Genomic DNA, 25702 nt, shown 5'->3' with positions numbered 1-25702 from the left:
ATATCCGACCGCCGGCCCTCCCGGGCCCGCGGAGCCTCACACGAGCAGGTCGTCGACCTGGGCCTCCCCCTCGCGGTACCGGCGCGCGATCTCCGCGCTGCACTCGTCGGCCGTCCGCTGGAGCCGCTGCCGCCGCCGGGAGACCTGCTGCTCGTAGCGCACGAGCCGCCCCATCGCGGTGTTCAGCTCCAGGTCCGTGCGGGCGTCCAGGTCGGACAGCTCGACCTCGGCGAGCATCTCCGCGGCCAGCCGCCGGTACTCCTCGCCCTGCGGCGTCCCCAGGGTCAGATGGCGGGCGGAGGAGCGGTGCCGGGCCGGGGCGTCCCGCAGGATCTCCGCGAGCCGCTCCACGACGGACGCCTCCGCGGGTACGGCGACGGAGGCCGCACCCACCGGGGTGCGCCGTGTCAGTTCCGCCCGCAGGATGTCGATCCGCCCCTGGAGCAGCCGCCGTACGTAGCTGAGGTCGGCTTCGTCGCGCTGGGCGTCACGGCGCAGCGTGCGCAGCTCGGGCAGGCTCAGCGCGGCCAGCTCGTGCTCGGGAGCGTCCGAGGGCAGCGGCGGGCTGTCGGTGCGCTGTGTGGGCGGCCGGTGGTACTCCGCCGCCCCGGTCCCCGTGTGGCTGGACCAGACAGCCGCCAGCGGCTGTCCGGTACTGGATGTGCTCATGTGCCTCAACCGTCCCCTCGACCGGTGTGTGAAAGCATCGTGCCACCCCAAGTGGCCGCTATGGGAACGAGTGCCCCCGATAGACCCCAGATGGGCGGTTAAGCAGCAAAATACGGCCGTGCGCGGCCTGTTGGGGCCCTGAGCAAACCACCCTTTCGGGCCATGCGCGAACCACCCGCGGTCTCATGTTCACCGCCCTGCATGATGGACGTATGCGAGCAGTGGTGCAGAGGGTGGACGGCGCGAGCGTCGTCGTGGACGGCGAGACCGTGGGGGCGATCGAGGGCGAGGGGCTGTGCGTCCTCGTCGGCGTCACGCACGAGGACACCAAGGAGAAGGCGGCCCAGCTGGCCCGCAAGCTCTGGTCGGTGCGCATGCTGCACGACGAGAAGTCGTGCAGCGACGTCGACGCCCCGCTCCTGGTGATCAGCCAGTTCACCCTCTACGGCGACGCCCGCAAGGGCCGCCGCCCCACCTGGAACGCCGCAGCTCCCGGCGATGTCGCAGAACCCCTCGTCGACGAGGTGGTCGCCCAGCTGCGCTCGCTGGGCGCGACGGTGGCCACGGGCCGCTTCGGCGCGGCCATGCGCGTATCACTGACGAACGACGGCCCGTTCACCGTGCTGATCGAGATCTGACCCGAAAGAACGACAAGCCTTACGGCTCGACGACGACTTCCTGGGCCGCGGCCGTGTCACCGGCCACCAGCGGCGCGTCCACGGCCACGTTCCGCTTCACCAGCGCGAGGGCGACCGGCCCCAGCTCGTGGTGGCGTGCGGAGGTCGTGATGAAGCCGATCTTCCGGCCGTCCGGGCCGTCGTCCGCGAGCCGGACCTCGGTACCGGCCACCGGCAGGTGGACCTCGCTGCCGTCCAGGTGCAGGAAGACCAGCCGGCGCGGCGGCTTGCCCAGGTTCTGCACCCGGGCGACCGTCTCCTGGCCCCGGTAGCAGCCCTTCTGCAGGTGCACCGCCGAGCCGATCCAGCCCAGCTCGTGCGGGATCGTGCGGTGGTCGGTCTCGAAGCCGAGCCGGGGCCGGTGCTGCTCCACGCGCAGCGCCTCGTAGGCCAGGATCCCGGCGGGCGGCCCGGCCTGCGCGGCGTACGCCTCCAGGTCGGCGCGGGGCAGGAACAGGTCCCGGCCGTACGGCGTCTCCCGTACGGCCACGCCCTCGGGGACCTCGGCGATGGAGCCGGCCGGGAGATGGAGGACCGCGATATCGGCGGTCCGGTCGGCGACCTCGACCTTGTAGAAGAACTTCATGGACTCCAGGTACGCGATCAGCGCGTCCTGGGTGCCCGGCTCCACATGGGCCCAGACGGTCTCGCCGTCGTCGACGAGGTACAGCGCGTGCTCGATGTGGCCGTTCGCGGAGAGGATCAGCGCCTCGGTGGCCTGGCCGGCCGGGAGGTCGCTGACGTGCTGGGTGAGCAGCAGGTGCAACCAGGCGAGCCGGTCCTCGCCGGTGACGGTGACGACCCCCCGGTGCGAGAGGTCCACGAATCCGGTGCCGTCGGCGAGGGCACGCTGCTCGCGGAACAGATCGCCGTAGTGGGCGGCGACGCCTTCGTCCACGCCCTCGGCGGGGACGGCGCCGGGCAGGGTCAGCAGGGGGCTCTTCATATCCGTAAGCCTACGACTCGGTAGTTGAAGCCTTGAGCGTGCAGTCCTCGCACCGGCCGAAGATCGCGAAATGCTTCATGTCGGTGTCGAACCCGAACGTCTGCCGCAGTTTCGCGGTGAACTCGGCGGCCACGGAGACGTCCGCCTCGATGACGTTCTGGCAGTCACGGCAGACCAGGTGGAGGTGGTGGTGCCGGTCCGCGAGGTGGTACGTCGGCGCCCCGTGCCCCAGATGGGCGTGGCTGACCAGGCCGAGCTCCTCCAGCAGCTCCAGCGTCCGGTACACCGTGGAAATGTTGACCCCCGACGCCGTCTTCCTCACTTCCACGAGGATGTCGTCGGGGGTCGCGTGCTCCAGGGTGTCCACGGCTTCGAGCACGAGTTGCCGCTGCGGGGTCAGCCGGTAGCCGCGCTGCCGCAGATCGCTCTTCCAGTCGGTGCTCACCACACCGGCCAGTCTAGGACTACTTGAAGAAAGCGATCCCGTCGTCCGGCATGTCGTCGGGCAGGGCCTTGGCCCAGCGCTCGACCTCCTCCGGGGTGACGACCTTCTTCAGCTGGGCCGACATGTAGGGGCGCAGCTCGACCTCGGGGGTCTGCTTCTCGCCCACCCACATCAGGTCGCTCTTGACGTAGCCGTAGAGCCGCTTGCCGCCGGTGTACGGCTGGGAGGCGGCGGTGCGGGCCACCGCGTCCGTCACGAGGTCGATCTGCGGCTTCTTGTCGGCCAGCTCGCCGTACCAGATCTCGATGACGCCGTCGTCGCGGGTCATCGTCACCTCGACCTTGCGGTCGGCGTCGATCCGCCAGAAGCCGTGCTCGGACTCCAGCGGCCGGACCTTGTTGCCGTCCTTGTCCAGCACCCAGCTGTGGGAGCGGTACTCGAGGAAGTCCCGGCCGTCGTGGGTGAAGGCGACCTCCTGCCCGAAGTTGCACTTCTCGGAGCCGGGGAAGTCGTGCACACCGGCCCCGGCCCAGTTGCCGAGCAGGAAGGCGAGCGGGACGAGGTCCTTGTGGAGGTCGGACGGGATCTCGATCATGGGAACTTCCTAGACGGGGATCAGCGCTGGCCCTGGTACAGCTTCTTCACGGTCAGTCCGGCGAAGGCGAGGACGCCGACGGCGACCAGGACCAACAGGATTTCGAAGAAAAGCTCCACGGGGTGCTCCTTGAGCGGGGTGCGGATGTGTGCACAGGGCCGCGCCCAGCTTACGCGGGCCCCTTCGGCACTACGATTCCGGCTATGGCGAAGAAGCTGGTGATCAAGGTGACGGCGGGGGCCGACGCCCCCGAGCGGTGCTCCCAGGCGTTCACGGTCGCGGCGGTGGCCGTGGCCAGCGGCGTGGACGTCTCCCTGTGGCTGACCGGCGAGTCCGCCTGGTTCGCCCTGCCCGGCCGCGCCGCCGAGTTCGAGCTGCCGCACGCGGCCCCGCTCCCCGACCTGCTCGACTCGGTCCTGGCCGCCGGCCGCGTCACGCTGTGCACGCAGTGCGCAGCCCGCCGCGAGATCACGGAGCAGGACGTCCTCAAGGGCATCCGCATCGCCGGCGCCCAGGTCTTCGTCCAGGAGGCGATGGCGGAGGAGACCCAGGCGCTCGTCTACTGAGACTCCGTGTACAGGCAGAACGGGTGCCCGGCCGGGTCCAGGAGCACCCGGACGTCGTCCTGCGGCTGGAAGTCGGCGAGACGGGCCCCGGCGGCGACGGCCCGCGCGGTCTCCTTCGCCAGGTCGTCGACCTCGATGTCGAGGTGGATCATCATCTGCTGCCGGTCCGGGCCGCTCGGCCAGACGGGCGGCACGTACGCGGGCTCGGTCTGGAAGGACAGCCCCGTACCGCCGTCCGGTGGCCGGATGTGCACCCAGTCCGGGCCGTCCTCGCCCGGCCGTACCGCCCAGCCGGGCAGCAGCCGCAGGTAGAAGTCCGCCAGCTCACGGGCGTTCGGCGCGTCCAGTGTCGCCGCCGTCAGGCGCATGGCCCTCCCCCTCGTCGGTTCAGCGTCCGCGCTTCTTGCCGTCCAGCTCGTCCCACCACTCGTCGGACTTCGGATCGCCGGAGGGATCGTCCCACCAGCGGTCCTCGGGGCCCCGCCGGTTCGCGACCATCGCGGCGGCGGGCGGGATGACCATGGCCACCACGCACATCCCCACGGCCACGGGGATGGACCACAACCGCACGACGCCCCAGGCCAGGACGAAGAGGCCGATGCAGCTGCCCATCATCGCGAAGTACGTGCGCCGCCGTCGTGCGTACATACACCCAGCGTAGGTCCGGGCAGGCCGAAGGGCCGCACCCCAGGCGTCCAACCCGTGGGATGCGGCCCCTCCTGGCACTGTCGCCGTCAGACGGCGATCGCGACCTCCGCCAGGCCGCCCTTCTGGGCGACGACCGTGCGGTCGGCGGTGGCGCCGGGCACGAGGGCACGGACGGTCCAGGTGCCCTCGGCCGCGTAGAAGCGGAACTGTCCGGTCGCCGAGGTCGGCACCTCGGCCGTGAACTCGCCGGTCGAGTCCAGCAGACGGACGTAGCCCGTCACGGGCTCGCCGTCCTTGGTCACCTGACCCTGGATGGTGGTCTCACCGGGCTTGATCGTCGAGGCGTCCGGGCCGCCGGCCTTCGCTCCACACATGTCGTACTCCTGAAGAGGTCTTGAGAGGTCGGTCGGTTTGCTTACTTGTTGGCGCCGAGCTCGATCGGCACGCCCACCAGGGAGCCGTACTCGGTCCAGGAGCCGTCGTAGTTCTTGACGTTCTCCACACCGAGCAGCTCGTGCAGGACGAACCAGGTCAGCGCGGAGCGCTCACCGATGCGGCAGTAGGCGATGGTGTCCTTGGCCAGGTCGACGCTCTCCGCGGCGTAGAGCTCCTTGAGCTCCTCGTCCGACTTGAAGGTGCCGTCGTCGTTGGCGTTCTTGGACCACGGGATGTTGCGGGCGCTCGGCACGTGGCCGGGGCGCTGGGACTGCTCCTGCGGCAGGTGGGCCGGGGCGAGCAGCTTGCCGGAGAACTCGTCGGGCGAGCGCACGTCGACGAGGTTCTGCGAGCCGATGGCCGCCACCACGTCGTCGCGGAAGGCACGGATGGACGTGTCCTGGGCCTTGGCCTTGTAGTCCGTCTTCGGACGCTCCGGCACCTCGTCCCCGGCGACCAGCTCGCGGGCGTCGAGCTCCCACTTCTTGCGGCCGCCGTCGAGGAGCTTGACGCTCTCGTGGCCGTACAGCTTGAAGTACCAGTACGCGTACGAGGCGAACCAGTTGTTGTTGCCGCCGTAGAGGACCACGGTGTGGTCGTTGGCGATGCCCTTCTCCGACAGGAGCTTCTCGAAGCCCTCCTGGTCGACGAAGTCACGGCGGACCGGGTCCTGAAGGTCCTTGGTCCAGTCGATCCGGATGGCGTTCCGGATGTGGTTCTTCTCGTAGGCGGACGTGTCCTCGTCCACCTCGACGATGGCGATGGTCGGGTCGTCCAGGTGCTCCTGGAGCCAGTCGGCGTCGACCAGGACGTCGCTGCGGCTCATGCTCTTTCTCCTCCGGGGCAGTTGCGGCGGGGCGTGCGAGATCTGCGGGGCGCGCCCATGACGAGGGCGGCGCACAGGTGCCCTTGGTGCAGGGCGGCGGGGATGCGCGCGTCGGCGCATGGGCCGACGCGGTCGCTCAGAAGGTGCGACAGAGCATGGCGGCGACGCGGCACAGGTCTACTGCCCGCCGCTTCGTGAGATCCGCCTGTCGCTTCATGCCGTCGATCGTAGGGACGGTCGGGCACGCGTGTCACCGGTGTGTCGCATACTGAGACGCGAAAATCCACGATGTGGGATCGCGGACGGTTGCGGAGGTGTGGGACAAGGCTTGTGCCCGAATGTATCCACCGTCACATCTGCGCTACGGACATCACTGTCTCGCCCACCGGACATACCAGGTCCGGTTCGCCTGGCGGCTTCCCTACCCGGCCAGGCGGACGTTGGAACCCTTCACCGTGATCTCGACGCCGTTCGGCGCGGCCTGGACCTTGTCCAGCTGGATGCCGCCGGGCAGGCCGTCGATCTTCTGCTGGAAGTCGGTGATGGCCCGGACGCGGGACTCGGCGATCTCGACGCCGCCGAACTTGGGCAGGCCGTCGGCCTTCACCCGCACGGTGTCGCCGTCGATCACCGTCACGGAGCTGAGCACGGAGACCGGTTCGGGCAGCTTGGTGCCGAGGACGGTGGCCTCGACGGTGACCTTGATCTTGCCGTTGCCGCCGTCGGAGAGGCCGACGACGTTGGCGGTGACGCCCGGGGCGACCTGGGTGGGCTCGGACTTCGCCGTCTTCAGCAGCTCGTCGTAGGCGATCGTCGCGGTGCCGGTGGCGCTGGTGGCGGTGGCGGAGCTGTAGTCGCCGGAGAACTCGACGCCGCGCATGTCGGCCCGGAGGTCGTCGATCCGGATCTTCTCGGCGCCGTTGCCCGCGGCGGCCTCGTAGTCGGTGATGCCGACCTCGATGTCGTCGAGGGAGCCGCCGACGACCTGGGTGAGGAACGGGAAGCCCTTGATGGACACGTCCGGGGTGGCGGAGAGGTTCTCGGTGGTCTTCAGGCGGTCGGCGGCCTCGCCCTCGGCGAAGTTCACGGCGACGCGGTCGGCGATCACGAAGAGCCCGCCCAGGATCACGACGACGATCAGCAGTATTCGCAGTGCGCGCATGCGGTGTTTCCCCCACCTAGGCGGTTGGACGGCGGTCCGGTGTTCGACGACCGAGCGGCCGTCCTTGCGTGAGGGTAACTCCGCGGGAGGCGGGGGCTCCGGGTTTGTCGATCATCTGTGACAGGCCAGGCACCCGGCGCCGGTGCCGGGGTCGGGGCGTTGCGCAACCCGGCGGAACGGGCTGCCGCTGCGCCCACCCGTGCCGCCCCAGCGGCACGACTGCCCGCAGCTAGGGCAACCACGGCGACCCGCAGCCAGGGCGGTCACGACGCACCCGCGGTCGCCCACGGCGAGAAGGGGACGTGTCGGGGGGTGTCCGCCCGCAGCGGTTGGCGCGTCAACAGACGGTTAGCCGGTATCCGACCCCATTGCGCCGTTCCGAGGACGGACACCCCCCGGCGCGGCCCCGACCCACCACCCGGCGGATGGCGCTAGACCAGGGCCCGCCCGAGCACGTAGATCGCCGGGGCCGCTGCGGACAGGGGCAGGGACACGCCCGCCGTGAAGTGGACGAAGCGGGACGGGTAGTCGTAGCCGGCGACTCGGTGGCCGATCAGGGCGCAGGCCGCCGCGCCCGCGCCCAGGAGGGCGCCCGACGTGCCCAGGCCCGTCAGCGAGCCGGCCGCGACGCCGCCGCCCGCTCCCGCGAGCAGCGCCACCCCCACCGACGCCGGGGTCGGCAGCGGCAGGGCACGGGCCAGGACCGCGACCGCCACCGCGATCGCACCCACGGTCACCGCGTCCGCCTCGGCCGCCAGGTACCCGCCCGCCACGATCGCCAGCGCCGACGCCGCGACCGTCGCCATCAGGCCGTACATCCGCTCGTCCGGGTCGGCGTGCGACCGCAACTGGAGCACCAGCGCCAGCAGCACCCACACCCCGAGCGTGCCCAGGATCGCCGAGGGCGAGCGGTCCGACACCAGCAGCGCCGCGTCCGCGGCCAGCGCGCCCGCGAAGCCCAGTGCGATGCCCTGTCGCGCCGGCCACATCCCGTTCAGCCGGAACCAGCCCGCCGCGGTGACGGCCTGGAGAACGACGAGCGGCACCAGCAGCGCATACGTGCCGACCGCCGCCGCGCCCGCCAGCAACAGCCCCAGCAGCGCCGTCAGCGCGGCCGGCTGCATCCCGGGCTCGATGATCGGCGACCGCCCTTCCGCCCGAGCCCGCTGCGCGTCGGTGACCCGCGGGTTCCCGGCGACGGTGGCCGGGCCGTACTCGGCGGCGGAAGCAGGGGTGGGAGCGGGAGCAGGGGTGGGAGCAGGAGCCCCGTACCCCTGCGGCGGCAGATACGCCGTCTCCTCCGCCGCCGTCACCTGCGCGGACACCGGCGACTGGGTCTGCGTCTCCCAGGTCTGCCCCTGCCACTGCTGCGTGTACTGCTGACCGGCGTACGGGTCGTCGTACCCCTGATGCCCCTGCTGGTACCCCTGGTGCCCCTGATGCCCCTGATGCCCTTGCGGGTACGCCTGGTGCCCTTGCTGGTACCCCTGCTGCCCGTAGGGGTCATAGCCGTCGTAGCCGTCGTACGGCTGCTGGTTGGTCGGCTGGTCGGTCATCGCTCACCCTCCTGCGAACGGCGGGAGCACCTCGACCGTGCCGCCGTCGGCCAGCCGTACCGTCTCATGTCCGCGGGTGCCCACGGGGTCACCGTCCACGAGGAACGAGCATCGCCGCAGGACGCGCTCGAGTTCGCCGGGGTGTCGCGCGCGTACCCCGTCGAGCGCCTCGGCGAGCGTGGCCGCCTCGTACGGCTCCTCGGCCACCCCGGCCGCGGCCTTGGCGGCGGCCCAGTAGCGCACCGTGACCTTTGGCATCTGCTTCCTCGATCTGCTTGTCGGTGAACCCCGTCAGGCTAGCCCGCCCGGCCCACCACCCACTCCCCGATCCGCCCCAGCAGTTCGTCGCTCGCCGCGTTCTCGGCATGCCCCATGCCCGGCTCCAGCCACAGTTCGCCCTGGTCGGCGGCGGCCGCGGCCAGCATGCGGGGATGATCGACGGGGAAGTAGCCGTCGGCGTCGCCGTGCACGATCAGCAGGGGCGTGGGCGCGATCCTCGGCACCGCCTCCACGGGCGAGAGCGGGACCGGGTCCCAGTCGCGGTGGTGGATGCGGGTGCGCAGGCCGTAGCGGCTCACCACGCGGCCCTCCGGCCGCGTCACCAGCCAGTGCAGCCGGCGCATGGGGGCCGTCCCCCGGTAGTACCAGCGGGCCGGTGCGCTCACCGACACCACCGCGTCGGTCTGCCGTGGGTGCAGCGCCGCGTGCCGCAGCACCACCGAGCCGCCCATGGAGAACCCCACCGTCCCCACGCGCGCGTGCCCGAACTCCCGGGCCCAGCCCACCGCCGCCGCTAGGTCCAGCACCTCCCGGTCCCCCACCGTCGACCGCCCGCCGGACGCCCCGTGGCCCCGGAAGGAGAACGTGACGACGGCCCCGTACCGGGCGAAGGCCCGCGCCACGCGCCGCACGTGCGGCCGGTCCACCGCACCGGTGAAGCCGTGGGCGACGACGAACACGGGGTGATCGGCAGGCGTCCGGGAGGTGTCGTATACAACCGCACCCGGGTCGTATACGGCGTCGATGGCCACGCCGTCCGACGTGCACAGAAAGGCCCGCATTTGCGCCCGCACAGGCGTTCCCCGGGTCGTCTCGGAGTGCGGACGAACGGTGGAACGCGCCACATGACCTGCCGAACCAGAGCTCATGTGGGCTATTCTGCTGGGCAGAGGACTCGGGCAGCGTAGCCCCCGGGTCCTTTTGTGCTTTCGGAAGCGTTGTATACGACGCGGGAAACCGCAGGTGTACGGGGCCTTCGGGATCGCAGAGCTGTGCTGTGCCAACAAACGTCCTCGCAGGGACCGAGGAGGAACCAGACGTATGAGTTCTCTGCTGCTCCTGACCAACGCCCTCCAGCCGTCGACGGAGGTGCTCCCCGCCCTCGGTCTGCTCCTGCACAACGTGCGAGTGGCCCCCGCGGAGGGCCCCGCCCTCGTCGACACCCCCGGCGCCGACGTCATCCTCGTCGACGGCCGCCGCGATCTGCCGCAGGTCCGCAGCCTGTGCCAGCTGCTGCGCTCGACCGGGCCCGGCTGCCCGCTCGTCCTCGTCGTCACGGAGGGCGGTCTCGCGGCCGTCACCGCCGACTGGGGCATCGACGACGTCCTGCTGGACACCGCCGGACCGGCGGAGGTCGAGGCGCGCCTGCGTCTGGCCATGGGCCGCCAGCAGATCGTCAGCGACGACTCCCCGATGGAGATCCGCAACGGCGACCTGTCGGTCGACGAGGCCACCTACTCCGCCAAACTCAAGGGCCGCGTCCTCGACCTCACCTTCAAGGAGTTCGAGCTCCTGAAGTACCTCGCGCAGCACCCCGGCCGTGTCTTCACGCGCGCCCAGCTGCTCCAGGAGGTCTGGGGCTACGACTACTTCGGCGGTACGCGCACGGTAGACGTGCACGTACGGCGGCTGCGCGCCAAGCTCGGCCCCGAGCACGAGTCGCTCATCGGCACCGTCCGGAACGTCGGTTATCGATTCGTTACGCCGGAGAAGGTGGAGCGCGCCGCCGAGGAGGCGAAGGCCAAGGCCGCCAAGGAAATTGCGGACAACGCGGACGAGTCGGCCGATCTGGACGTCGCCGAGTCGCGCAGCAAGGCGTAAAGAGGCGTATTGCGGTGCCCACCTGGGCATCGCTTTCCGCACGGAACGCGTCGGCGACCGCCGGACGGCGGTCGGGATATCGTACGGAAGCTCCTTTACGCCCTGCCCAGAGCGGGTATATCCGCGTAGACTCCGCGCGTGGCCAAGGTGACTCGGGATGATGTGGCGCGGCTGGCAGGGACTTCCACTGCCGTGGTCAGTTATGTCATCAACAACGGACCCCGGCCGGTCGCCCCGGCCACGCGCGAGCGTGTCCTCGCCGCGATCAAGGAGCTGGGGTACCGACCCGACCGGGTCGCGCAGGCGATGGCGTCCCGGCGTACGGACCTCATAGGCCTGATCATCCCGGACGCGCGCCAGCCCTTCTTCGGGGAGATGGCGCACGCGGTCGAGCAGGCCGCCTCCGAGCGCGGAAAGATGGTGCTCGTCGGCAACACGGACTACGTGGGTGAGCGCGAGGTCCACTACCTGCGCGCCTTCCTGGGGATGCGGGTATCGGGCCTGATCCTCGTCAGCCACGCGCTCAACGACCTGGCCGCCGCCGAGATCGAGGCCTGGGACGCCCGGGTCGTGCTGCTGCACGAGCGGCCCGAGGCCATCGACGACGTCGCCGTCGTCACGGACGACCTGGGCGGCGCCCAGCTCGCCGTACGGCACCTGCTGGAGCACGGCTACGAGTACGTCGCCTGTATGGGCGGCATAGCCGAGACCCCCGCGGTCGGCGACCCGGTCTCCGACCACGTCGAGGGCTGGCGGCGCGCGATGGACGAGGCCGGGATCTCCACGGAGGGCCGACTCTTCGAGGCCCTCTACAACCGCTACGACGCCTACCAGGCCGCCCTGAAGATCCTCTCCGGCCCCGAGCGCCCGCCCGCGATCTTCTGCTCCACCGACGACCAGGCGATCGGCCTGCTGCGGGCCGCGCGCGAACTGCGGATCGACGTGCCCGGCGAGCTGGCGGTGGCCGGCTTCGACGACATCAAGGAAGCGGCGCTGACCGACCCGCCCCTGACCACGATCGCCTCCGACCGTTCGGCCATGGCCCGGGCGGCGGTGGACCTCGTCCTCGACGACGGGCTGCGTGTGGCGGGCGCCCGCCGGGAGCGGCTGAAGGTGTTCCCGTCACGGCTCGTGGTACGGCACTCCTGCGGCTGCGGCTGACCCTGGCCCGGGGCGCCTTTATATCGGGCATACGAGGTTCTGTCGGGCTTCTCAGCATGCACTCAGGAAGCTCTCATGGTCGGGCTCCAAGCTCTGAGACATGACCGAGAGCTTCCACCGCAGTGGCGAGTACCAGAACCCTTACGAGGGTCAGCAGCAGGCCCCGGTGAACCCCGAGTGGCCGCCCCCGCCGGCGTACGCCCCGGCACCCGCTCCGAAGAAGCGCAACCGTGGCCCGGTCGCCCTGCTCGCCGCCGTGGCGATCGTCGCCGCGGCGATCGGCGGCGGCACCGCCTACGGCATACAGGAGCTGACGGGCAACGACACCGTCGCCTCCAGCTCCACCAGCACCAACGTGGTGCCGTCCGCCCAGAAGGGCACGGTCGCCGGCGTCGCCAAGGCGGTCAGCCCCAGCATCGTCGAGATCAGCGCCGACTCGAGCGCCGGTTCCGCCACCGGCTCCGGCGTGATCATCACGAGCGGCGGCGAGGTCGTCACCAACAACCACGTCGTCTCCGGTGCCTCGCAGATCAAGGTGACGACCAGCGACGGCAAGTCGTACTCCGCCAAGGTCGTCGGCACCGACAGCAAGAAGGACCTGGCGCTGATCAAGCTGGAGAACGCCTCCGGCCTGAAGGCGGCCACGCTCGGCGACTCCTCCGGGCTGCAGGTCGGCGACCAGGTCGTGGCGATCGGCTCCCCCGAGGGCCTGTCCGGCACCGTCACCAGCGGCATCATCTCCGCCCTCGACCGTGACGTCACGGTCCCGACCGACGAGGACCAGGGCCGGCAGCCCCAGCAGGGCGACGGGTGGCCGTTCGAGTTCGGCGGGCGGCAGTTCAACGGCGACACCGGCTCGGACACCACGACGTACAAGGCACTCCAGACCGACGCGTCCCTCAACCCGGGCAACTCCGGCGGCGCGCTGATCGACATGAACGGCAACATCATCGGGATCAACTCCGCGATGTACTCGCCGACGGGCGCCGCCTCCTCGTCCTCCGACGCGGGCAGTGTCGGCCTGGGCTTCGCCATACCGATCAACACCGTCAAGGCCGACCTCGCCAAGCTGCGGGCCGGCTCCACCGACTGACGTTCCACCGGATCCGAGGAGTACGGCGATGATCCAGCAGGTTCCGCACACGGTGCCGGGGGCCGACCCGGCCGGGTTCGCGCTGGCGCTGGCGGTGGCGTACGCACTGCACGCACCGGCCGCGCGGGCGCCCGAGGTGGCGACGGCCAGGACCCGGCCCGCCCGCCGGGCCGCCGCCGCCCGGCGCCGCAGGGTACGGGGCTGATCCGGGGCTGGTCCTTCTCCCGGCCCGGCCCGCCGGCGTGCGAGGCTGAGAGCGTCAGCGACACCCCGTCCCGCCCCACCACACCACACCCGAGGACCCCGACCCATGAGCCCCGCAGACGGCGACCGTGACCCCCAGCGCATCCTGATCGTCGACGACGAGCCGGCGGTACGCGAAGCACTCCAGCGCAGCCTCGCCTTCGAGGGGTACGGGACCGAGGTCGCGGTCGACGGCGCGGACGCGCTGGAGAAGACGGCGGCCTACCGGCCCGACCTGGTCGTCCTGGACATCCAGATGCCCCGCATGGACGGCCTGACGGCGGCGCGCCGCATCCGCGGCACCGGCGACACGACCCCGATCCTCATGCTCACGGCCCGCGACACGGTCGGCGACCGGGTCACGGGCCTCGACGCGGGCGCCGACGACTACCTGGTCAAGCCCTTCGAACTCGACGAACTCTTCGCCCGCATCCGCGCCCTGCTGCGCCGCAGCTCCTACGCGGCGGCCGTCGGCGCGGGCTCCCCGGACGACGAGGACGTCCTCGCCTTCGCCGACCTGCGCATGGACCTCGCGACGCGCGAGGTCACCCGGGGCGGCCGCCAGGTGGAGCTGACGCGTACGGAGTTCACGCTGCTGGAGATGTTCATGGCGCACCCGCGCCAGGTCCTCACGCGGGAGCAGATCCTGAAGGCGGTCTGGGGCTTCGACTTCGAGCCGTCGTCGAACTCCCTCGACGTGTACGTGATGTACCTGCGGCGCAAGACCGAGGCGGGCGGCGAGCCGCGCCTCGTGCACACGGTGCGGGGTGTGGGCTACGTGTTGCGGCAGGGCGGCGCGGAGTGAACAAGGTGGTACGCCGGTTCCGCTCGCTGCCGATCCGGTCCCGGCTGGCGCTGCTGGTGGCGGCGGCGGTGGCGTTCGCGGTGGCGGCGGTCTCGGTGACGTGCTGGTTCATCGTGCAGGGGAAGTTGTACGACCAGGTGGACGGTGACCTGAGGTCGTCGTTCCGGACCATCGAGGCCGACGATTTCGACGCGCTGACGAAGACGTGTCCGCAGAAGCCTTCGGACACGCTCGGCGGGGCTCCCCGGCCCCAGACCTACGCGCAGGTGGTCAGGAGCGACGGCAAGGTCTGCCTGTTCAGCAGTCTGATGCCTCAGGTGAAGGTGACGAGCGGCGACAAGGCCGTCGCGAAGGACCCCGATCCCAGGACGGCCAGGCTGCGCAACGGCACCGACAGCGACGGCAACTCGGTGCGGGTGCTGACCACGCCGGTCGTCGTGAAGGACGGCCCGTTCCAGCAGGGCGTGGTCGCCGACTACGCGCTGGTCATCGCGGTCCCGCTCAAGGGCACGGAGTCCACGCTCAACGAACTGGCGCTGATCCTGCTGCTGGTGTCGGGCGTGGGCGTGGTGGGCGCCGGAGCGGCCGGCCTCGCGGTGGCCCGGGCGGGTCTGCGCCCGGTCGACAAACTCACGGAAGCCGTCGAGCACGTGGCCCGCACGGAGGACCTGGGCATCCGCATCCCGGTGGACGAGGACAGCGAGGACGAGGTGGCCCGGCTCTCCCACTCGTTCAACTCGATGACCTCGGCCCTGGCCAGCTCCCGCGACCTCCAGCAACAGCTCATCGCGGACGCCGGCCACGAACTGCGCACGCCGCTCACCTCGCTGCGCACCAACATCGAGCTCCTCACCCGCAGCGAGGAGACGGGCCGCCCCCTCCCCGAGGCAGACCGCAAGGCGCTCCTCGCGTCGGTGAAGGCGCAGATGACGGAGCTGGCCGCGCTCATCGGCGACCTGCAGGAGCTGTCCCGGCCGGACACGGGCCTGCACTCGGGCCGGACGCAGATCATCGCCTGGCACGACATCGTCGACTCGGCGCTGCGGCGAGCGCGGCTGCGCGGCCCGGAACTGACGATCACGGCGGACGTCCAGCCCTGGTTCGTCCGGGCGGAACCCTCCGCCCTGGAACGGGCGGTGGTCAACATCCTCGACAACGCCGTGAAGTTCAGCCCGGAGGGCGGCACGATCGAGGTGCGCCTGTCCGAAGGCGTCCTGACGGTCCGCGACCACGGCCCGGGCATCCCCGCCGACGAACTCCCCCACGTCTTCGACCGCTTCTGGCGCTCCCCGAGCGCCCGAGCCCTGCCCGGCTCGGGCCTCGGCCTGTCGATCGTGGCACGCACGGTGCAGCAGGCGGGCGGCGAGGTGTCGCTGGCTCCCGCGGAGGGGGGCGGCACGGTGGCGACGGTACGGCTGCCGGGGGCGGCGGTGCCGCCCCCGGACAGCCTCACCTTCGCCGACGCATAGTGCGCATCCGATATCGATATATCGTGGTGTGTCGCACTGACGGGCGAGGAGGGTGACGCATGGCCGCGACGGCGGAACTGGATTCGGGCGATCTGATCGAGGTGTTCAAGGCCCTCGGCAACCCTGCCCGCCTGCAGATCATGCAGTGGCTGAAGGACCCCGAAGCGCACTTCGGCGAGTACGAGCCGATCGCGGACCGCCGGGCGGTCGGCGTGTGCGTCACGCACATCCAGGCGAAGGCGGGACTCGCCCAGTCGACGGTCTCCAGCTACATGAGCACGCTCGAACGGGCGGGACTCGTGCGTCCCACCCGGGTGGGCAAGTGGACCCACTACCGGCGCGACGAAGAGCGGCTGGCACGGCTGGCACGGGCGATCGACACCACCCTCTGATTGACGAATCGCGATACGTCGATATGATCTCTTCATGTCGACCTTCGCTGCTGCGCCCACAGCCCTGATCGTTCACGCTCACCCCGAGCCCCGCTCGTTCAGCACCGCCCAGATGACCGCCGCCGCTCAGTCCCTGGGTGCGGCCGGGTACCGGGTCGACGTCCTGGACCTCTATGCCGACGGCTGGGCGCCGGTGCTCGCCCGCGAGGAGTTCGCACCGGTGGAGGGCCCGTTCAAGCCGCAGGCCGAGCAGCTGCGGGCGGTCGAGGAGAGGACGCTCGACGCGGCCGTCAGGGCCCATCTCGACCGGCTGCTCGCCGCTGATCTGCTCGTGCTGTCGTTCCCGATGTGGTGGTTCTCGCTGCCGGCCGTCCTCAAGGGATGGGTGGACCGGGTCTTCGTGATGGGCGGGGTCTTCGGCGGCAGCCACGGACTCTTCGGGGACGCGGCACTCGCCGGGAAGCGCGCGATGCTGCTGTTCACGACCGGCGGGCCCAGCGAGTCGTTCCGGCCCGGTGGCGCCTTCGGGCCGATGGACGACTTCCTGTTCCACATCCACCGGGGCATGCTGGAGTTCGTCGGCTACCAGGTCCTGGAGCCCGTCATCACGTACGGCCCCGCCCGTATGACCGACCGGGAACGAGCCTCGGCGCTGGACGCGGTCAGGGAGTCCGTCGCGCGCGTCGCGGCCGATGCCGGAGCCACCGTGGGCTGAGGCCGGCACCGGCCGGGGCCGGCACCGTCACGTCTCCGTCCGGTACATCAGATCCGCCTCGTGCGTGACGAACCCCAGCCGTTCGTACACCGACACCGCCGCCGTGTTGTCGGCGTCGACGTACAGCATCGCGGTCGGCAGCCCCCGGTCCGCCAGGTGCCGCAGGCCGATCGTCGTCAGGGACTTGCCGAGGCCGCCGCCCTGGGCGCCGGGGGCGACGCCGAGGACGTACACCTCGCCCAGACCCTCCTCGGCGTGGATCTTGGTCCAGTGGAAGCCGATGAGGTCGTCACCGCGGAAGGCGAGGAAGAACCCCGCCGGATCGAACCACGGCTCGGCCTTGCGGTCGTCGAGGTCCCGCTGGGTGAGGGAGCCCTGCTCGGGGTGGTGGGCGAAGGCGGCGGCGTTGACGGCGAGCCAGGCCGCGTCGTCCCGGCCGGGGACGAAGGTGCGGACGGTGACGCCCTCGGGGAGGACCGGCTCGGGTGCGTCGAAGCCCGTCAACGGGCGGCGCATCTGGCGCAGTTCGCGGAACAGGGTCAGGCCCAGGACCTGCGCGAGGTGCCGGGCGGCGGAGTGGCCGCCGTGCGCCCACACCCGCAGCCGCTTGCCGGACGCGGCCAGCAGCGCGGAGCCCAGCGCCCGCCCGTGCCCCTGACCCCGGTGGCCGGGATGCACGACCAGCTCGGCGGCCGGCGGCTCCACCGGGTCGGTGTCCTCCAGCTGGGCGTATCCGACGAGTTCGCCGTCGACGGTGAGCAGCAGATGGGCCACGCCCGCGCGTTCGCCGCCGCGCAGCTGCAACCGGCCCTGTTCGGAGACCGCCTGCTGCCCGTCGGTGCGGGCGGCCTCGTCGAGCAGTCCGAGGACGGACTCGGTCTGCTCCGGGGAGAGCGCGGCATATGTGTCGATCGAGCGGGTGCGTCCGGGCCGTGCGGTGTCGTCGCTGGTCATGCGTACGAGGGTACGGGGGAGCACCGGCAAATCGGCGGCAAGAAGCAATCAGGCTGTAACCACGAAACGTCTGTCGCGCTACGCGCGTTGACTCTAGGCTGCGCCGGACGACATCACTGTCCCAGCAGACCCACAGGGGGGCGTATGCCAGCCACTTCACCGGCACCGGTGCACCAGGAGCGCCGCAGACGTCGTACGAACCGTCTCGTCGCTCTCGCCGCCGGTGTCGCCACCGTCGGCGCGCTGGCCGCGGCGACGGTGCCCGGGTCGGCGTCGGCCGGAGAGAACCACGGCGGGGGCGGCCACTGGCCGGGCCGCTACCAGGACGTCCAGTTGCTGTCCTTCAACGACCTGCACGGCAACCTGGAGCCGCCCGCCGGCTCCTCCGGCCGCGTCACCGAACACCAGCACGACGGCACGACGAAGACCATCGACGCGGGCGGTGTCGAGTACCTCGCCACCCATCTGCGTCAGGCCCGCGAGGGCGAGAAGTACTCCATCACCGCGGCCGGCGGCGACATGGTCGGCGCCTCCCCGCTGATCTCCGGCCTCTTCCACGACGAGCCGACCATCGAGGCGCTGAACAAGCTCGACCTCGACGTCACCTCCGTCGGCAACCACGAGTTCGACGAGGGCGCCAAGGAACTGGCACGCCTGCAGAACGGCGGCTGCCACCCGAAGGACGGCTGCTACGGGAACCAGAAGTTCACGGGCGCCGACTTCCCCTACCTGGCCGCCAACGTCCTCGACGAGAAGACGAAGAAGCCGATCCTCAAGCCCTACTGGGTGTGGAAGAAGAAGGACGTCAAGGTCGGCTTCATCGGCGTGACCCTGGAGGGCACCCCGGACATCGTCTCCGCCGAGGGCGTCAAGGGCCTGTCCTTCAAGGACGAGGTCGAGACGATCAACAAGTACGCCAAGGTGCTCCAGAAGCAGGGCGTGAAGTCGATCGTGGCCCTCATCCACGAGGGCGGCTTCCCGGCGTCGACGTCGTACAACTACGACTGCGACGCCCCGGGCGCGGGCGACGGCGTGTCCGGCCCGATCGTCGACATCGCCAAGAACGTCACGCCGCAGGTGGACGCGCTGGTCACCGGCCACACCCACAGCGCGTACGTGTGCACGATCGACGACCCGGCGGGCAAGCCCCGCATGGTCACCTCGGCCGCGTCCTTCGGCCGCCTCTACACCGACACCACGCTGACGTACGACCGGCGGACCGGCGACATCGCCCGTACGGCCGTGAAGTCCGCGAACCACGTGGTCACCCGGGACGTCCCCAAGGCGCCCGACATGACCGAGCTGATCAGCAAGTGGAACACCCTGGCGGCCCCGATCGGCAACCGGGCGATCGGCCACATCTCCGGCGACATCGGCAACACCGGCACCGAGTCCCCGCTCGGCGACCTCATCGCCGACGCCCAGCTCGCCCACGGCAAGCAGCTCGACCCGGAGACCGACCTGGCGCTGATGAACCCCGGCGGCATCCGGGCACCGCTGACCTACGCGGCCAAGGCCGGTGAAGGCGACGGTGTCGTGACGTACGCCGAGGGCTTCACGGTCCAGCCGTTCGCCAACACCGTGAACCTCCAGGACTTCACGGGCGCCCAGCTGATCCAGGTGCTCAAGGAGCAGGTGACCGGCCCGAACGCGGCGGCACCCAAGGTCCTCCAGGTGTCGTCCGGCCTCACCTACACGCTGGACCTCACCAAGTCCGGCGCCGACCGGGTCGTCACCGACTCGATCAAGCTGGACGGCAAGGCCATCGACCCGGCGGCCACCTACCGCGTCGCGACGAACAGCTTCCTCGCGGGCGGCGGCGACGGCTTCCCCACGCTCGGCCAGGGCACGAACGACGTCGTCGGCGCCGACGACCTGACCGCGCTGGAGCAGTACCTCACGGCCAACTCCTCGGCCGCGAACCCGCTGGCCCCGCCGAAGGCGGACCGTATCGCGATCGTGAAGTAAATCGCATACGTGGGGTTCAGGTTGCGGTCAGGGGCGGTGCGCATGGTCGGATGAGACGATGCGCACCCCCCACCGCATGAACACGCAACACCCCTACGACCGCTCCGACCAGCCCCGCAACCCCTACGAGGAACTCGGCGCACTCGACGACGGCCCGCTGGAGGAGACCCCTCTGGAGGACTTCCTCGGCGAGGAGGCCGAGCAGCGGGACGAGGCGGAACCGGAGTGGTCGCCGCCCGACCACCGCCGTGGCGGCCGGCGTCGGCGGAATCGTTTCGCCGGGTTGCCGCTCGCGGTGAAGGCAGTGGTCGGCCTGGTCGTGCTCGCCGCCTTCACCGCCCTCGGCGACCGCTGGGCCGTGCTGTACGCCGAGCACCGCGCCGCCGACACGCTCAAGGACCGGCTCGACCTCGCGGCGGCGCCCGAGGTGGAGATCAGCGGGTTCCCCTTCCTCACCCAACTCGCCGACAAGCGGCTGGAGTCGGTGAAGGTGACCGTCCCGGACGTCGCCGCCGATCGGGTCTCGCTGGCGAAGGTGTCGGCCACGGCGCACGACATCCGGCTGGACGCCGACGGCCTCACGTCCGTGCGCGGCGCCCACGTCCCCCGGTTCGACGGGGACGTCCTGCTGTCCTTCGAGGACCTCAACCGCGAACTCGGCGCCTCCCAGGTGACGTTCACCGGCGAGGGCCGCGACCGCGTCCGGGCCCGCGGCACCCTGCCCGTCGCCGGACACGATCTGCGGCTGCGTGCGGAGGCCCGGATCCAGCGGCAGGGCGAGCGCGGCATCGCCACGGAGATCGGCGGCATGCGGCTCGACATCGGGGACCTGGCCACCTACCGCCCCGGCACCCGCGCCTCCGAGGGCCTGCACCTGACGCCCAAGGGGGCCGCCGACCTCTCCCGGGAGACCCGCAAGGCCAAGGCGCTGCTCTCGGTCCCGGCCATCGTGCAGCGGATGGGCGTCCCCGAGGCGACCGTGCGCGACGCCCTGGCCGACGACGGCAAGCTCACCGAGCTGACCGGCTCCGCGAAGTTCGCCCGCCAGGCCGAGCGCCTCAACCTCATCGACCTGGCCCTGGACAACCCCGAGGTGCTCCGCCGCATCGGCCTCGACCCCAACCTCCTCGACGAGCTGTCCGGTCTGACCCGCCCGGTCCTGGCCGACCGGCTGGCGCTGGCGTTCGAACTGCCGAAGCCGGAGCAGGGGGACGTACGGCTGGACGACGTACGGGTGGAGGAGGACGGCATCCGGGTGCGGGTGTCCGGTTCGGGGCTGAACGTGGGGTCTTAGCCCGGAGGGTCCGCAGTGGGCGCGTCCCCGGTCTGCGTTCTTGATGAAATTTGGTGAGCAGATGTGTTGACCTCTGTTCGAGTCCTCTTCTAGTTTGCGGGAGCCAACGAGCCGCCGATCTGTACGCGAGGTTCGCTCGAAAGTACTGCTCAGAAGGGGACGTCGTGTCACGAAAGACTCATAGGGGGACAGCCGGCCTGGGGGCGCTGCTCGCCTGCGTCACGGCCTTCGGCGGAGCTCTCGCCTCCCCCGCAGCCGCCTCCCCCACCGCCCCGCCGCCCGTCAGCGACTTCAAGGGCGTCAACTGGGCCGACCCGCGCGACAACTACGCCGACGACGCGGTCGTGCCCTCGGGCCTGTCCACCTCCGACAGCTACGCCACGACCTACGCCAAGTCCAAGGCCATCATCGGCGGCTTCTCCAAGCTGGGCGCCAACACCGTCCGCCTCCCCGTCAACCCCACCTCCGTGAACGGCCCGTTCTGGAAGTCGTACCGGGGCGCGATCGACGCCGCCACCGCCAAGGGCTTCAAGGTCATCCTGGGGTACTGGGAGGCCGACAACGCCAAGGACGGCAAGATCGACAACCAGGCGTCCTGGAACCAGATGTGGGCGCGGATCACCTCCGCCTACGCCCGCAACTCCAAGGTGTACTTCGAGCCGATGAACGAGCCGTTCGGCTACACCGCCCAGGAGTGGACCGACATCGCCGCGAAGTGGGTGGCCTCCCACGGCAACGTGCCCCGCGACCGGATGGTGATCGGCGGGTACAAGTACAGCGAGGACGTCAAGCCGGTCTGCGCCGACCCGCGCCTCAACGGCACCCGGATCGCGCTGCACAACTACGGCTTCTGGCACACCGACTGGACCAGCGTCGACCAGTGGAAGCAGGACTTCAAGGCGCGCATCGGCGACTGCGCCTCGCGCACGATCCTCGACGAGTTCGGGGCGTCCATGACGACCGGCCTGGACTACAACGGCCCGGTCAACGGCTCCAACGAGGTCGCGTACATCCAGGCCGCGACCGACACCATCCGGGAGCTGGGCCTGGGCTCGGTCTACTGGCCCGGCCTGCGCAACGGTGACACGTACTCCCTCACCACGCTCCAGGGCACGGGTACGAACCTCAGCCTGACGGTGAACAACCAGAGCGGCCTGGACCGGCTGCACTACGCCTGGAAGCAGTAAGGATGGTGGCCCTTCCGGGTCCGGCGCCGCTCGTCAGCCGGACCCGGAAGGGAGCTTTCAGGACGCCGAGGGCGTCCAGCCCGCGAGCCAGTCCGCGACCTCCTGGTTCGCGGCCTGCGCGTCGGTCAGGTGCGGCCGGTTGGAGCTCGCCGAACCCGCCCCCGCACCGGTGTTCTTGTACTCGGCGAACCGGTCGTCCTTCCACGAGAAGCCGCTCATGTCGGTCCACGGCGTGGACTTGATCGCGGCACTCAGGTTGGTGTTGCGGACCGTGGTCTGCGGATCGAGCGAGGCGTCACCGCCCGCGTGCCAGGGCCGGCCGAGGTAGAAGCTGCCGCCCGACACATCGCCGTTCACCGTGGAGTTGGCGATCAGGATGCCCTTGCGGTTCGCGGCGGTGCTCGGGGCGGTGACGTAGCCGGCCGAGGTGCCGTCCCAGCGCTTCTTCAGCGTGATGACGGACTTGTCGACGACGGCCGTGGCCCGCCCGAAGATGAAGTCGACGTTGCCGACGACGTAGGAGTTGGCGACGTAGACCCGGCCCAGCCGGTCCTTGGCCGCGGTGTCGAGGAGCAGCGTGTCCTGGTCGCCGCTGACGATGATCCCGTCCAGGAACACCTTGTCGGCGGCGGTCCGCAGGGCGACGGCCTGGTGCCCGCTGAGCTGCTGGTTGGCCTTCTCGTCGAAGTCGTTGGAGATGGTCAGGTTGCGCGCCTGGAAGTCGTCGGCCTCGACGGCGACGGTGGCGCTGCCGCCCGTGCCGTACGTGCCGCCGCCGGGCTTGGGCGTACCGGACGCGTTGTTGTAGACGATCGTCGTGTCCTTGCGGCTGCCGCCGGTGCCCTGGATGGTGACGTGCGGCTTGTTGGACGGCACCTTGACGAGCTCCCGGTACGTCCCCGGCTTCACGGCGATCACGACCCGCGAGGGGTTGTTGGCCGGTACGGCGTTCACGGCGGCCTGCACGGTCGTGTACTGCCCGCTGCCGTCCTTGGCCACGGTGAGGGTGGTGGCCTGGGCGGCCTTGGTGGAGGCGGCGGCGGTCTTGCCGACGGAAGCGCGGGGCCCGGCGCCGGACTTGAGGATCGACGGCAGGTCGGCGGCCTTGTCGAGGGAGTACGGGTAGTAGGTCTTCGGATCGAAGGCGGTACCGCCGCTCTCGTTGCGCCCGCTGGTGCCGGAGAAGGAGTTCCCGCGCTGGACGATGGCGGCGCCGCTGTCCTTCATGACGGGGTTCTTGACGCCCTGGAAGAGGGAGTTCTCCAGGACCATCTTCGTCGCGCCGCGCGAGTAGTTGCCGTACGACGACTTGATGTCCGTGCCCGGGGCGTCCTCCAGGAAGTTGTTGTAGAGGTGCGCGTGGGCCGCGTTGTCGGTGGACGGGTTGCGCTGCTCGGTCTCGCGGATCCAGTTGTGGTGGATCGTGATGTCCGTCTTGACGTTCTCGGTCCAGCCGATGCCGAAGGTCTTGTTGTTGTCGCTCAGCTTGTTCCAGGAGACGGTGACGTTCGTGCTGTCCTTGCGGACGTCGATGAGCCCGTCGGCCATGTGCCGCAGATCGTTGTGATCGATCCAGACGTGATGGGCGCCGTCCATCTGAACGGCGTCGAAGTCATGGTCCTTGTCGTTCCAGACACCCTGGTACGAGTCCCGGATGGTCAGATTCCGGATGATCACGTTGTGCACGCCCTGGCCGAGGAAGAACCCACCGCCGACGATGTGGCCGGAGGTCCCGGACCCGACGATGGTCTTGTCGGACTGCACCTTGATCTCTTTGCCGACCGGGTTCATGTTGATCGTGCCGGCGACGACGATGACGTACGGCTCGGTGGCCGTGGCGTACCTCTCCAGCTCGGCCTGCGTCTTCACGGTGACGGTCTTGCCGTCCCGGCCGCCGTACGTCCCGTTCTGCCCGAGGGAGTTGACGGAGGCGAACCCGTCGGCGGTGTCGGTGGCCCAGGACGGGGCGGCGGCGGAGGCCTGCTGGGCGGTGGAGCCGAGGACGCCGAGGTCGGTGCCGTAGGCGAGGGTGCCGGCGGCGGTCAGGGCCAGCGGGACACCGACCGCCAGGGCCGTGCGGCTTCTGCGATGCCGGGGCTTGCTGCGCAGCTCACTCATGCGGCGAATCCGTTCCGTGCGGGGGGATGATCCGGGGGTGGGTCGCCGCCCCGCACGGAAAGGTTGCCGTGCCGTGCGTATGTTCCTTACTTCACACAGGAGTTGGGGTCGAGCTTCTCCTCGATCTTGTCCTCGCGGCCGTCGGGCTGGCCGTTGGGGAGGAGCTTGTCGGAGATGCCGTCGATGTAATACCCGTGGGAGTAGATGGTCTGGTATCCCCGGTCACGCCAGCTGTGCACGGTGTGGTCGCCATCGCCCTTGTTCCACTCGTAGTCCTCGACGTGGAAGACGGGGTTCACGCGCACCACGCGCTGGTACGGCGTCCAGGTGACGGCGACCTGCCGGCAGGGCGGAATGGTCTTTTCACTCCGGGTCTCGAACTTGGACTCCTTCTCCCAGCCCCACTCGTAGCCGGCACTGCCGCCGACGGTGCCGGAGAAAATGCTCTTGGCGAGGGAGAGGCTGATGGTCCCGCCGACGCTCTTCTTGGCGAACGTCTTGGTGCTGTAGCTGCTGACGAAGGTCTCCTTGTCGTCGGCGGAGCCCTGGTTGCCGATCCACCGGGACGTGCGGACGGTGTCGCCCTTGATGGACCAGGTCGATGCCTCGGCGTACCCGCACCAACCGCGGAACAGCTCCCACGGCCCGGCGGGCTTCCACAGCCCGAAGACGTCCCGCAGGTATTCGTCCTGGGTCTTGAACTCGCCGGTCTCGACGTTGAGGGCGCCGTAGACGCCCGTGAGGCTCGTCTCCTGGTTGCAGAGCCGTTCGATCATCCGGTCGGTGTCACCGGGGTCGACACCCCGGATGTTGGTCGCCCCGGCGGGCCCGGCCGTCGCGGCCCCCGCGCCGGCCAGCAGACCGGATACGGCCAGGGCGGTGGCAGCGGCAACGAGGCCGGATTTCCTGAGAGTTGACTTACGAATGAGACGCATGGGGGTGGCTCACTCCTGTGCGGTTCTGTGACGGCGATGAAGATGTCAGAACGGGCGCAGGAGTTTCCGCTACTGGTGAGTATGACAGGACATCGACAGCTGGCCGGGCTTCATTTCCTGCTTTGTCGGACGTCGCCCTCGCGGCCACGACTGACCGCGACACGTAACACGTCTCCCAGGGACTCCACGGTCCGTGCCAGTGCGAAGCGCACGGCGCGTTCACCGGCCCTGGGGTCCCCGAGTACGGCTTTGGCGCCCGCGAGCACCTGCTCGGCGGAGGCGAGTTGAGCGGCCTCGACGTCGTCGGCGAGCCGTGAGAGGAGGCTGTGGGGGTTGTCGGTGGAGAGGTAACAGGGCTTGCCGTCGGCGCCGGTCCAGGGGAGCAGCCTCATACGAACACCTCCACGGTGCGGAGGTACGGCCGTACGAGCGGGGTGTCCATCACGAGGTGCTCTTCCACATCGGTGGGCTGGGCTGTGGATGTCGGCGGGGAGTGGGGGATGGTCCACGGCCGTTGGGCCGGCGTCGCCCGGTGACGCCCATGGGTGGGCAGCAGGATCCGCACGAGGAGGAGCAGGACCGACTCGCAGAGTTCAGCGATGCGCAGGCGCACAGGGGTGTCCCTTCTCAGGCCAGGCGGGGGGTGACGAGCAGTGATTACCGTTCGTGCCTTCATCGTCACTGCCCGCGCGTACGCTGCGGAAGGGGCCAGGTGTTGCCTGGCGCGCCAGGCAACGGTGAGG

The 25702-nt window shown here is 70.3% G+C and carries 30 protein-coding genes; 13 read left to right on the top strand and 17 right to left on the bottom strand.

The annotated features are described in order from the left end of the window. Positions 1 to 36: 36 nt before the first annotated feature. A complete protein-coding gene (locus MQE23_RS24200; protein ID WP_020273451.1) occupies positions 37 to 669 on the bottom strand; it encodes a hypothetical protein in 633 nt (210 codons plus the stop codon). A 212-nt stretch (positions 670 to 881) separates the two neighbouring features. Between MQE23_RS24200 and dtd the strand changes: the two genes are divergently transcribed. Beyond that, positions 882 to 1307, top strand: coding sequence for a D-aminoacyl-tRNA deacylase (dtd, locus tag MQE23_RS24195; RefSeq protein WP_037669993.1), 426 nt, complete (start codon positions 882 to 884; stop codon positions 1305 to 1307). A 19-nt stretch (positions 1308 to 1326) separates the two neighbouring features. On the opposite strand, the gene MQE23_RS24190 is transcribed toward dtd, so the two are convergent. From MQE23_RS24190 to MQE23_RS24180, 3 genes are read right to left on the bottom strand one after another with little or no spacing between them, the layout of a single operon-like run. Beyond that, entirely contained in the window at positions 1327 to 2292 is a 966-nt protein-coding gene (locus MQE23_RS24190; RefSeq protein WP_020273453.1) for a folate-binding protein YgfZ, read from the bottom strand. A 10-nt stretch (positions 2293 to 2302) separates the two neighbouring features. Then, positions 2303 to 2740: a transcriptional repressor gene (locus MQE23_RS24185; protein WP_010036186.1), complete on the bottom strand. Its 438-nt coding sequence runs from the start codon at positions 2738 to 2740 to the stop codon at positions 2303 to 2305. A 16-nt stretch (positions 2741 to 2756) separates the two neighbouring features. Then, the gene (locus MQE23_RS24180) at positions 2757 to 3332 is read right to left on the bottom strand and encodes an FABP family protein (protein WP_243380250.1); all 576 of its coding nucleotides are present in this window, start codon (positions 3330 to 3332) and stop codon (positions 2757 to 2759) included. Between the two features lie 203 nt (positions 3333 to 3535). On the opposite strand from MQE23_RS24180, the gene MQE23_RS24175 reads away from it, so the two are divergent. Beyond that, positions 3536 to 3898, top strand: coding sequence for a DsrE family protein (locus tag MQE23_RS24175; protein WP_020273455.1), 363 nt, complete (start codon positions 3536 to 3538; stop codon positions 3896 to 3898). Here MQE23_RS24175 and MQE23_RS24170 read toward each other — a convergent pair. The 8 genes from MQE23_RS24170 to MQE23_RS24135 all read right to left on the bottom strand — a co-directional run bounded on the left by MQE23_RS24170 (position 3892) and on the right by MQE23_RS24135 (position 9673). After that, the gene (locus MQE23_RS24170) at positions 3892 to 4266 is read right to left on the bottom strand and encodes a VOC family protein (protein WP_020273456.1); all 375 of its coding nucleotides are present in this window, start codon (positions 4264 to 4266) and stop codon (positions 3892 to 3894) included. The genes MQE23_RS24175 and MQE23_RS24170 overlap by 7 nt on opposite strands. 19 nt (positions 4267 to 4285) lie before the next feature. After that, positions 4286 to 4546, bottom strand: coding sequence for a DUF3099 domain-containing protein (locus MQE23_RS24165; RefSeq protein ID WP_020273457.1), 261 nt, complete (start codon positions 4544 to 4546; stop codon positions 4286 to 4288). 86 nt (positions 4547 to 4632) lie between these two features. Next, on the bottom strand, positions 4633 to 4920 hold the full coding sequence (locus MQE23_RS24160; RefSeq protein WP_010036201.1) for a DUF1416 domain-containing protein: 288 nt from the start codon (positions 4918 to 4920) through the stop codon (positions 4633 to 4635). Between the two features lie 41 nt (positions 4921 to 4961). Next, a complete protein-coding gene (locus tag MQE23_RS24155; RefSeq protein WP_243380249.1) occupies positions 4962 to 5807 on the bottom strand; it encodes a sulfurtransferase in 846 nt (281 codons plus the stop codon). A gap of 421 nt (positions 5808 to 6228) precedes the next feature. Continuing rightward, complete coding sequence (locus tag MQE23_RS24150) at positions 6229 to 6969, bottom strand: DUF2993 domain-containing protein (protein WP_020274767.1); 741 nt, start codon at positions 6967 to 6969, stop codon at positions 6229 to 6231. 431 nt (positions 6970 to 7400) lie between these two features. After that, a complete protein-coding gene (locus MQE23_RS24145; RefSeq protein WP_243380248.1) occupies positions 7401 to 8525 on the bottom strand; it encodes a hypothetical protein in 1125 nt (374 codons plus the stop codon). Between the two features lie 3 nt (positions 8526 to 8528). Continuing rightward, positions 8529 to 8783: a MoaD/ThiS family protein gene (locus MQE23_RS24140; protein ID WP_037671193.1), complete on the bottom strand. Its 255-nt coding sequence runs from the start codon at positions 8781 to 8783 to the stop codon at positions 8529 to 8531. A 38-nt stretch (positions 8784 to 8821) separates the two neighbouring features. After that, complete coding sequence (locus MQE23_RS24135) at positions 8822 to 9673, bottom strand: alpha/beta fold hydrolase (protein WP_243380246.1); 852 nt, start codon at positions 9671 to 9673, stop codon at positions 8822 to 8824. Between the two features lie 172 nt (positions 9674 to 9845). Between MQE23_RS24135 and MQE23_RS24130 the strand changes: the two genes are divergently transcribed. The 8 genes from MQE23_RS24130 (at position 9846) to MQE23_RS24095 (ending at position 16503) form a co-directional block, all read left to right on the top strand. Next, positions 9846 to 10625, top strand: a complete 780-nt coding sequence (locus MQE23_RS24130; RefSeq protein WP_020274771.1) for a response regulator transcription factor — start codon at positions 9846 to 9848, stop codon at positions 10623 to 10625. 138 nt (positions 10626 to 10763) lie between these two features. Further along, on the top strand, positions 10764 to 11786 hold the full coding sequence (locus MQE23_RS24125) for a LacI family DNA-binding transcriptional regulator (RefSeq protein WP_082319989.1): 1023 nt from the start codon (positions 10764 to 10766) through the stop codon (positions 11784 to 11786). A 100-nt stretch (positions 11787 to 11886) separates the two neighbouring features. Continuing rightward, the gene (locus MQE23_RS24120; protein WP_020274773.1) at positions 11887 to 12879 is read left to right on the top strand and encodes a trypsin-like peptidase domain-containing protein; all 993 of its coding nucleotides are present in this window, start codon (positions 11887 to 11889) and stop codon (positions 12877 to 12879) included. 28 nt (positions 12880 to 12907) lie between these two features. Then, the gene (locus tag MQE23_RS24115; RefSeq protein ID WP_020274774.1) at positions 12908 to 13084 is read left to right on the top strand and encodes a hypothetical protein; all 177 of its coding nucleotides are present in this window, start codon (positions 12908 to 12910) and stop codon (positions 13082 to 13084) included. Between the two features lie 105 nt (positions 13085 to 13189). Further along, complete coding sequence (locus MQE23_RS24110; protein ID WP_020274775.1) at positions 13190 to 13927, top strand: response regulator transcription factor; 738 nt, start codon at positions 13190 to 13192, stop codon at positions 13925 to 13927. After that, entirely contained in the window at positions 13924 to 15396 is a 1473-nt protein-coding gene (locus MQE23_RS24105; protein WP_020274776.1) for a HAMP domain-containing sensor histidine kinase, read from the top strand. The genes MQE23_RS24110 and MQE23_RS24105 overlap by 4 nt, the downstream gene beginning before the upstream one ends. Before the next feature lie 59 nt (positions 15397 to 15455). Then, on the top strand, positions 15456 to 15788 hold the full coding sequence (locus MQE23_RS24100; RefSeq protein ID WP_020274777.1) for a metalloregulator ArsR/SmtB family transcription factor: 333 nt from the start codon (positions 15456 to 15458) through the stop codon (positions 15786 to 15788). 34 nt (positions 15789 to 15822) lie between these two features. Further along, positions 15823 to 16503 carry an NAD(P)H-dependent oxidoreductase gene (locus MQE23_RS24095; protein ID WP_243380245.1) on the top strand — a complete coding sequence of 227 codons (681 nt, stop codon included), beginning with the start codon at positions 15823 to 15825 and terminating at the stop codon, positions 16501 to 16503. Between the two features lie 27 nt (positions 16504 to 16530). Here MQE23_RS24095 and mshD read toward each other — a convergent pair whose 3' ends face one another. After that, on the bottom strand, positions 16531 to 17457 hold the full coding sequence (gene mshD, locus MQE23_RS24090) for a mycothiol synthase (protein WP_037671201.1): 927 nt from the start codon (positions 17455 to 17457) through the stop codon (positions 16531 to 16533). Positions 17458 to 17601: 144 nt separating this feature from the next. Here mshD and MQE23_RS24085 point away from each other — a divergent pair, with 144 nt between their 5' ends. From MQE23_RS24085 to MQE23_RS24075, 3 genes are all read left to right on the top strand, one after another. Further along, a complete protein-coding gene (locus tag MQE23_RS24085; RefSeq protein WP_020274780.1) occupies positions 17602 to 19425 on the top strand; it encodes a bifunctional metallophosphatase/5'-nucleotidase in 1824 nt (607 codons plus the stop codon). Positions 19426 to 19483: 58 nt separating this feature from the next. Further along, positions 19484 to 20719, top strand: coding sequence for a DUF2993 domain-containing protein (locus MQE23_RS24080; RefSeq protein ID WP_243380244.1), 1236 nt, complete (start codon positions 19484 to 19486; stop codon positions 20717 to 20719). 164 nt (positions 20720 to 20883) lie between these two features. After that, entirely contained in the window at positions 20884 to 21906 is a 1023-nt protein-coding gene (locus tag MQE23_RS24075; protein ID WP_020274782.1) for a cellulase family glycosylhydrolase, read from the top strand. 57 nt (positions 21907 to 21963) lie between these two features. On the opposite strand, the gene MQE23_RS24070 is transcribed toward MQE23_RS24075, so the two are convergent. From MQE23_RS24070 to MQE23_RS24055, 4 genes are all read right to left on the bottom strand, one after another. Further along, positions 21964 to 24024 (bottom strand): pectinesterase family protein, encoded by a 2061-nt coding sequence (locus tag MQE23_RS24070; protein WP_020274783.1) that lies wholly within the window; start codon positions 24022 to 24024, stop codon positions 21964 to 21966. Positions 24025 to 24110: 86 nt separating this feature from the next. Continuing rightward, a complete protein-coding gene (locus MQE23_RS24065) occupies positions 24111 to 24959 on the bottom strand; it encodes a hypothetical protein (RefSeq protein ID WP_243380243.1) in 849 nt (282 codons plus the stop codon). Between the two features lie 110 nt (positions 24960 to 25069). After that, entirely contained in the window at positions 25070 to 25351 is a 282-nt protein-coding gene (locus MQE23_RS24060) for a hypothetical protein (RefSeq protein WP_020274785.1), read from the bottom strand. After that, positions 25348 to 25572, bottom strand: coding sequence for a hypothetical protein (locus MQE23_RS24055; protein WP_243380242.1), 225 nt, complete (start codon positions 25570 to 25572; stop codon positions 25348 to 25350). Before MQE23_RS24055 ends, MQE23_RS24060 begins: the two co-directional genes overlap by 4 nt. Positions 25573 to 25702 lie beyond the last annotated feature (130 nt).

The sequence above is a fragment of the Streptomyces sp. HP-A2021 genome (assembly GCF_022807935.1).
In the GTDB taxonomy this organism is placed as follows: Bacteria; Actinomycetota; Actinomycetes; order Streptomycetales; family Streptomycetaceae; genus Streptomyces; species Streptomyces afghaniensis.
This window is presented reverse-complemented; position numbering and strand designations above follow the sequence as displayed.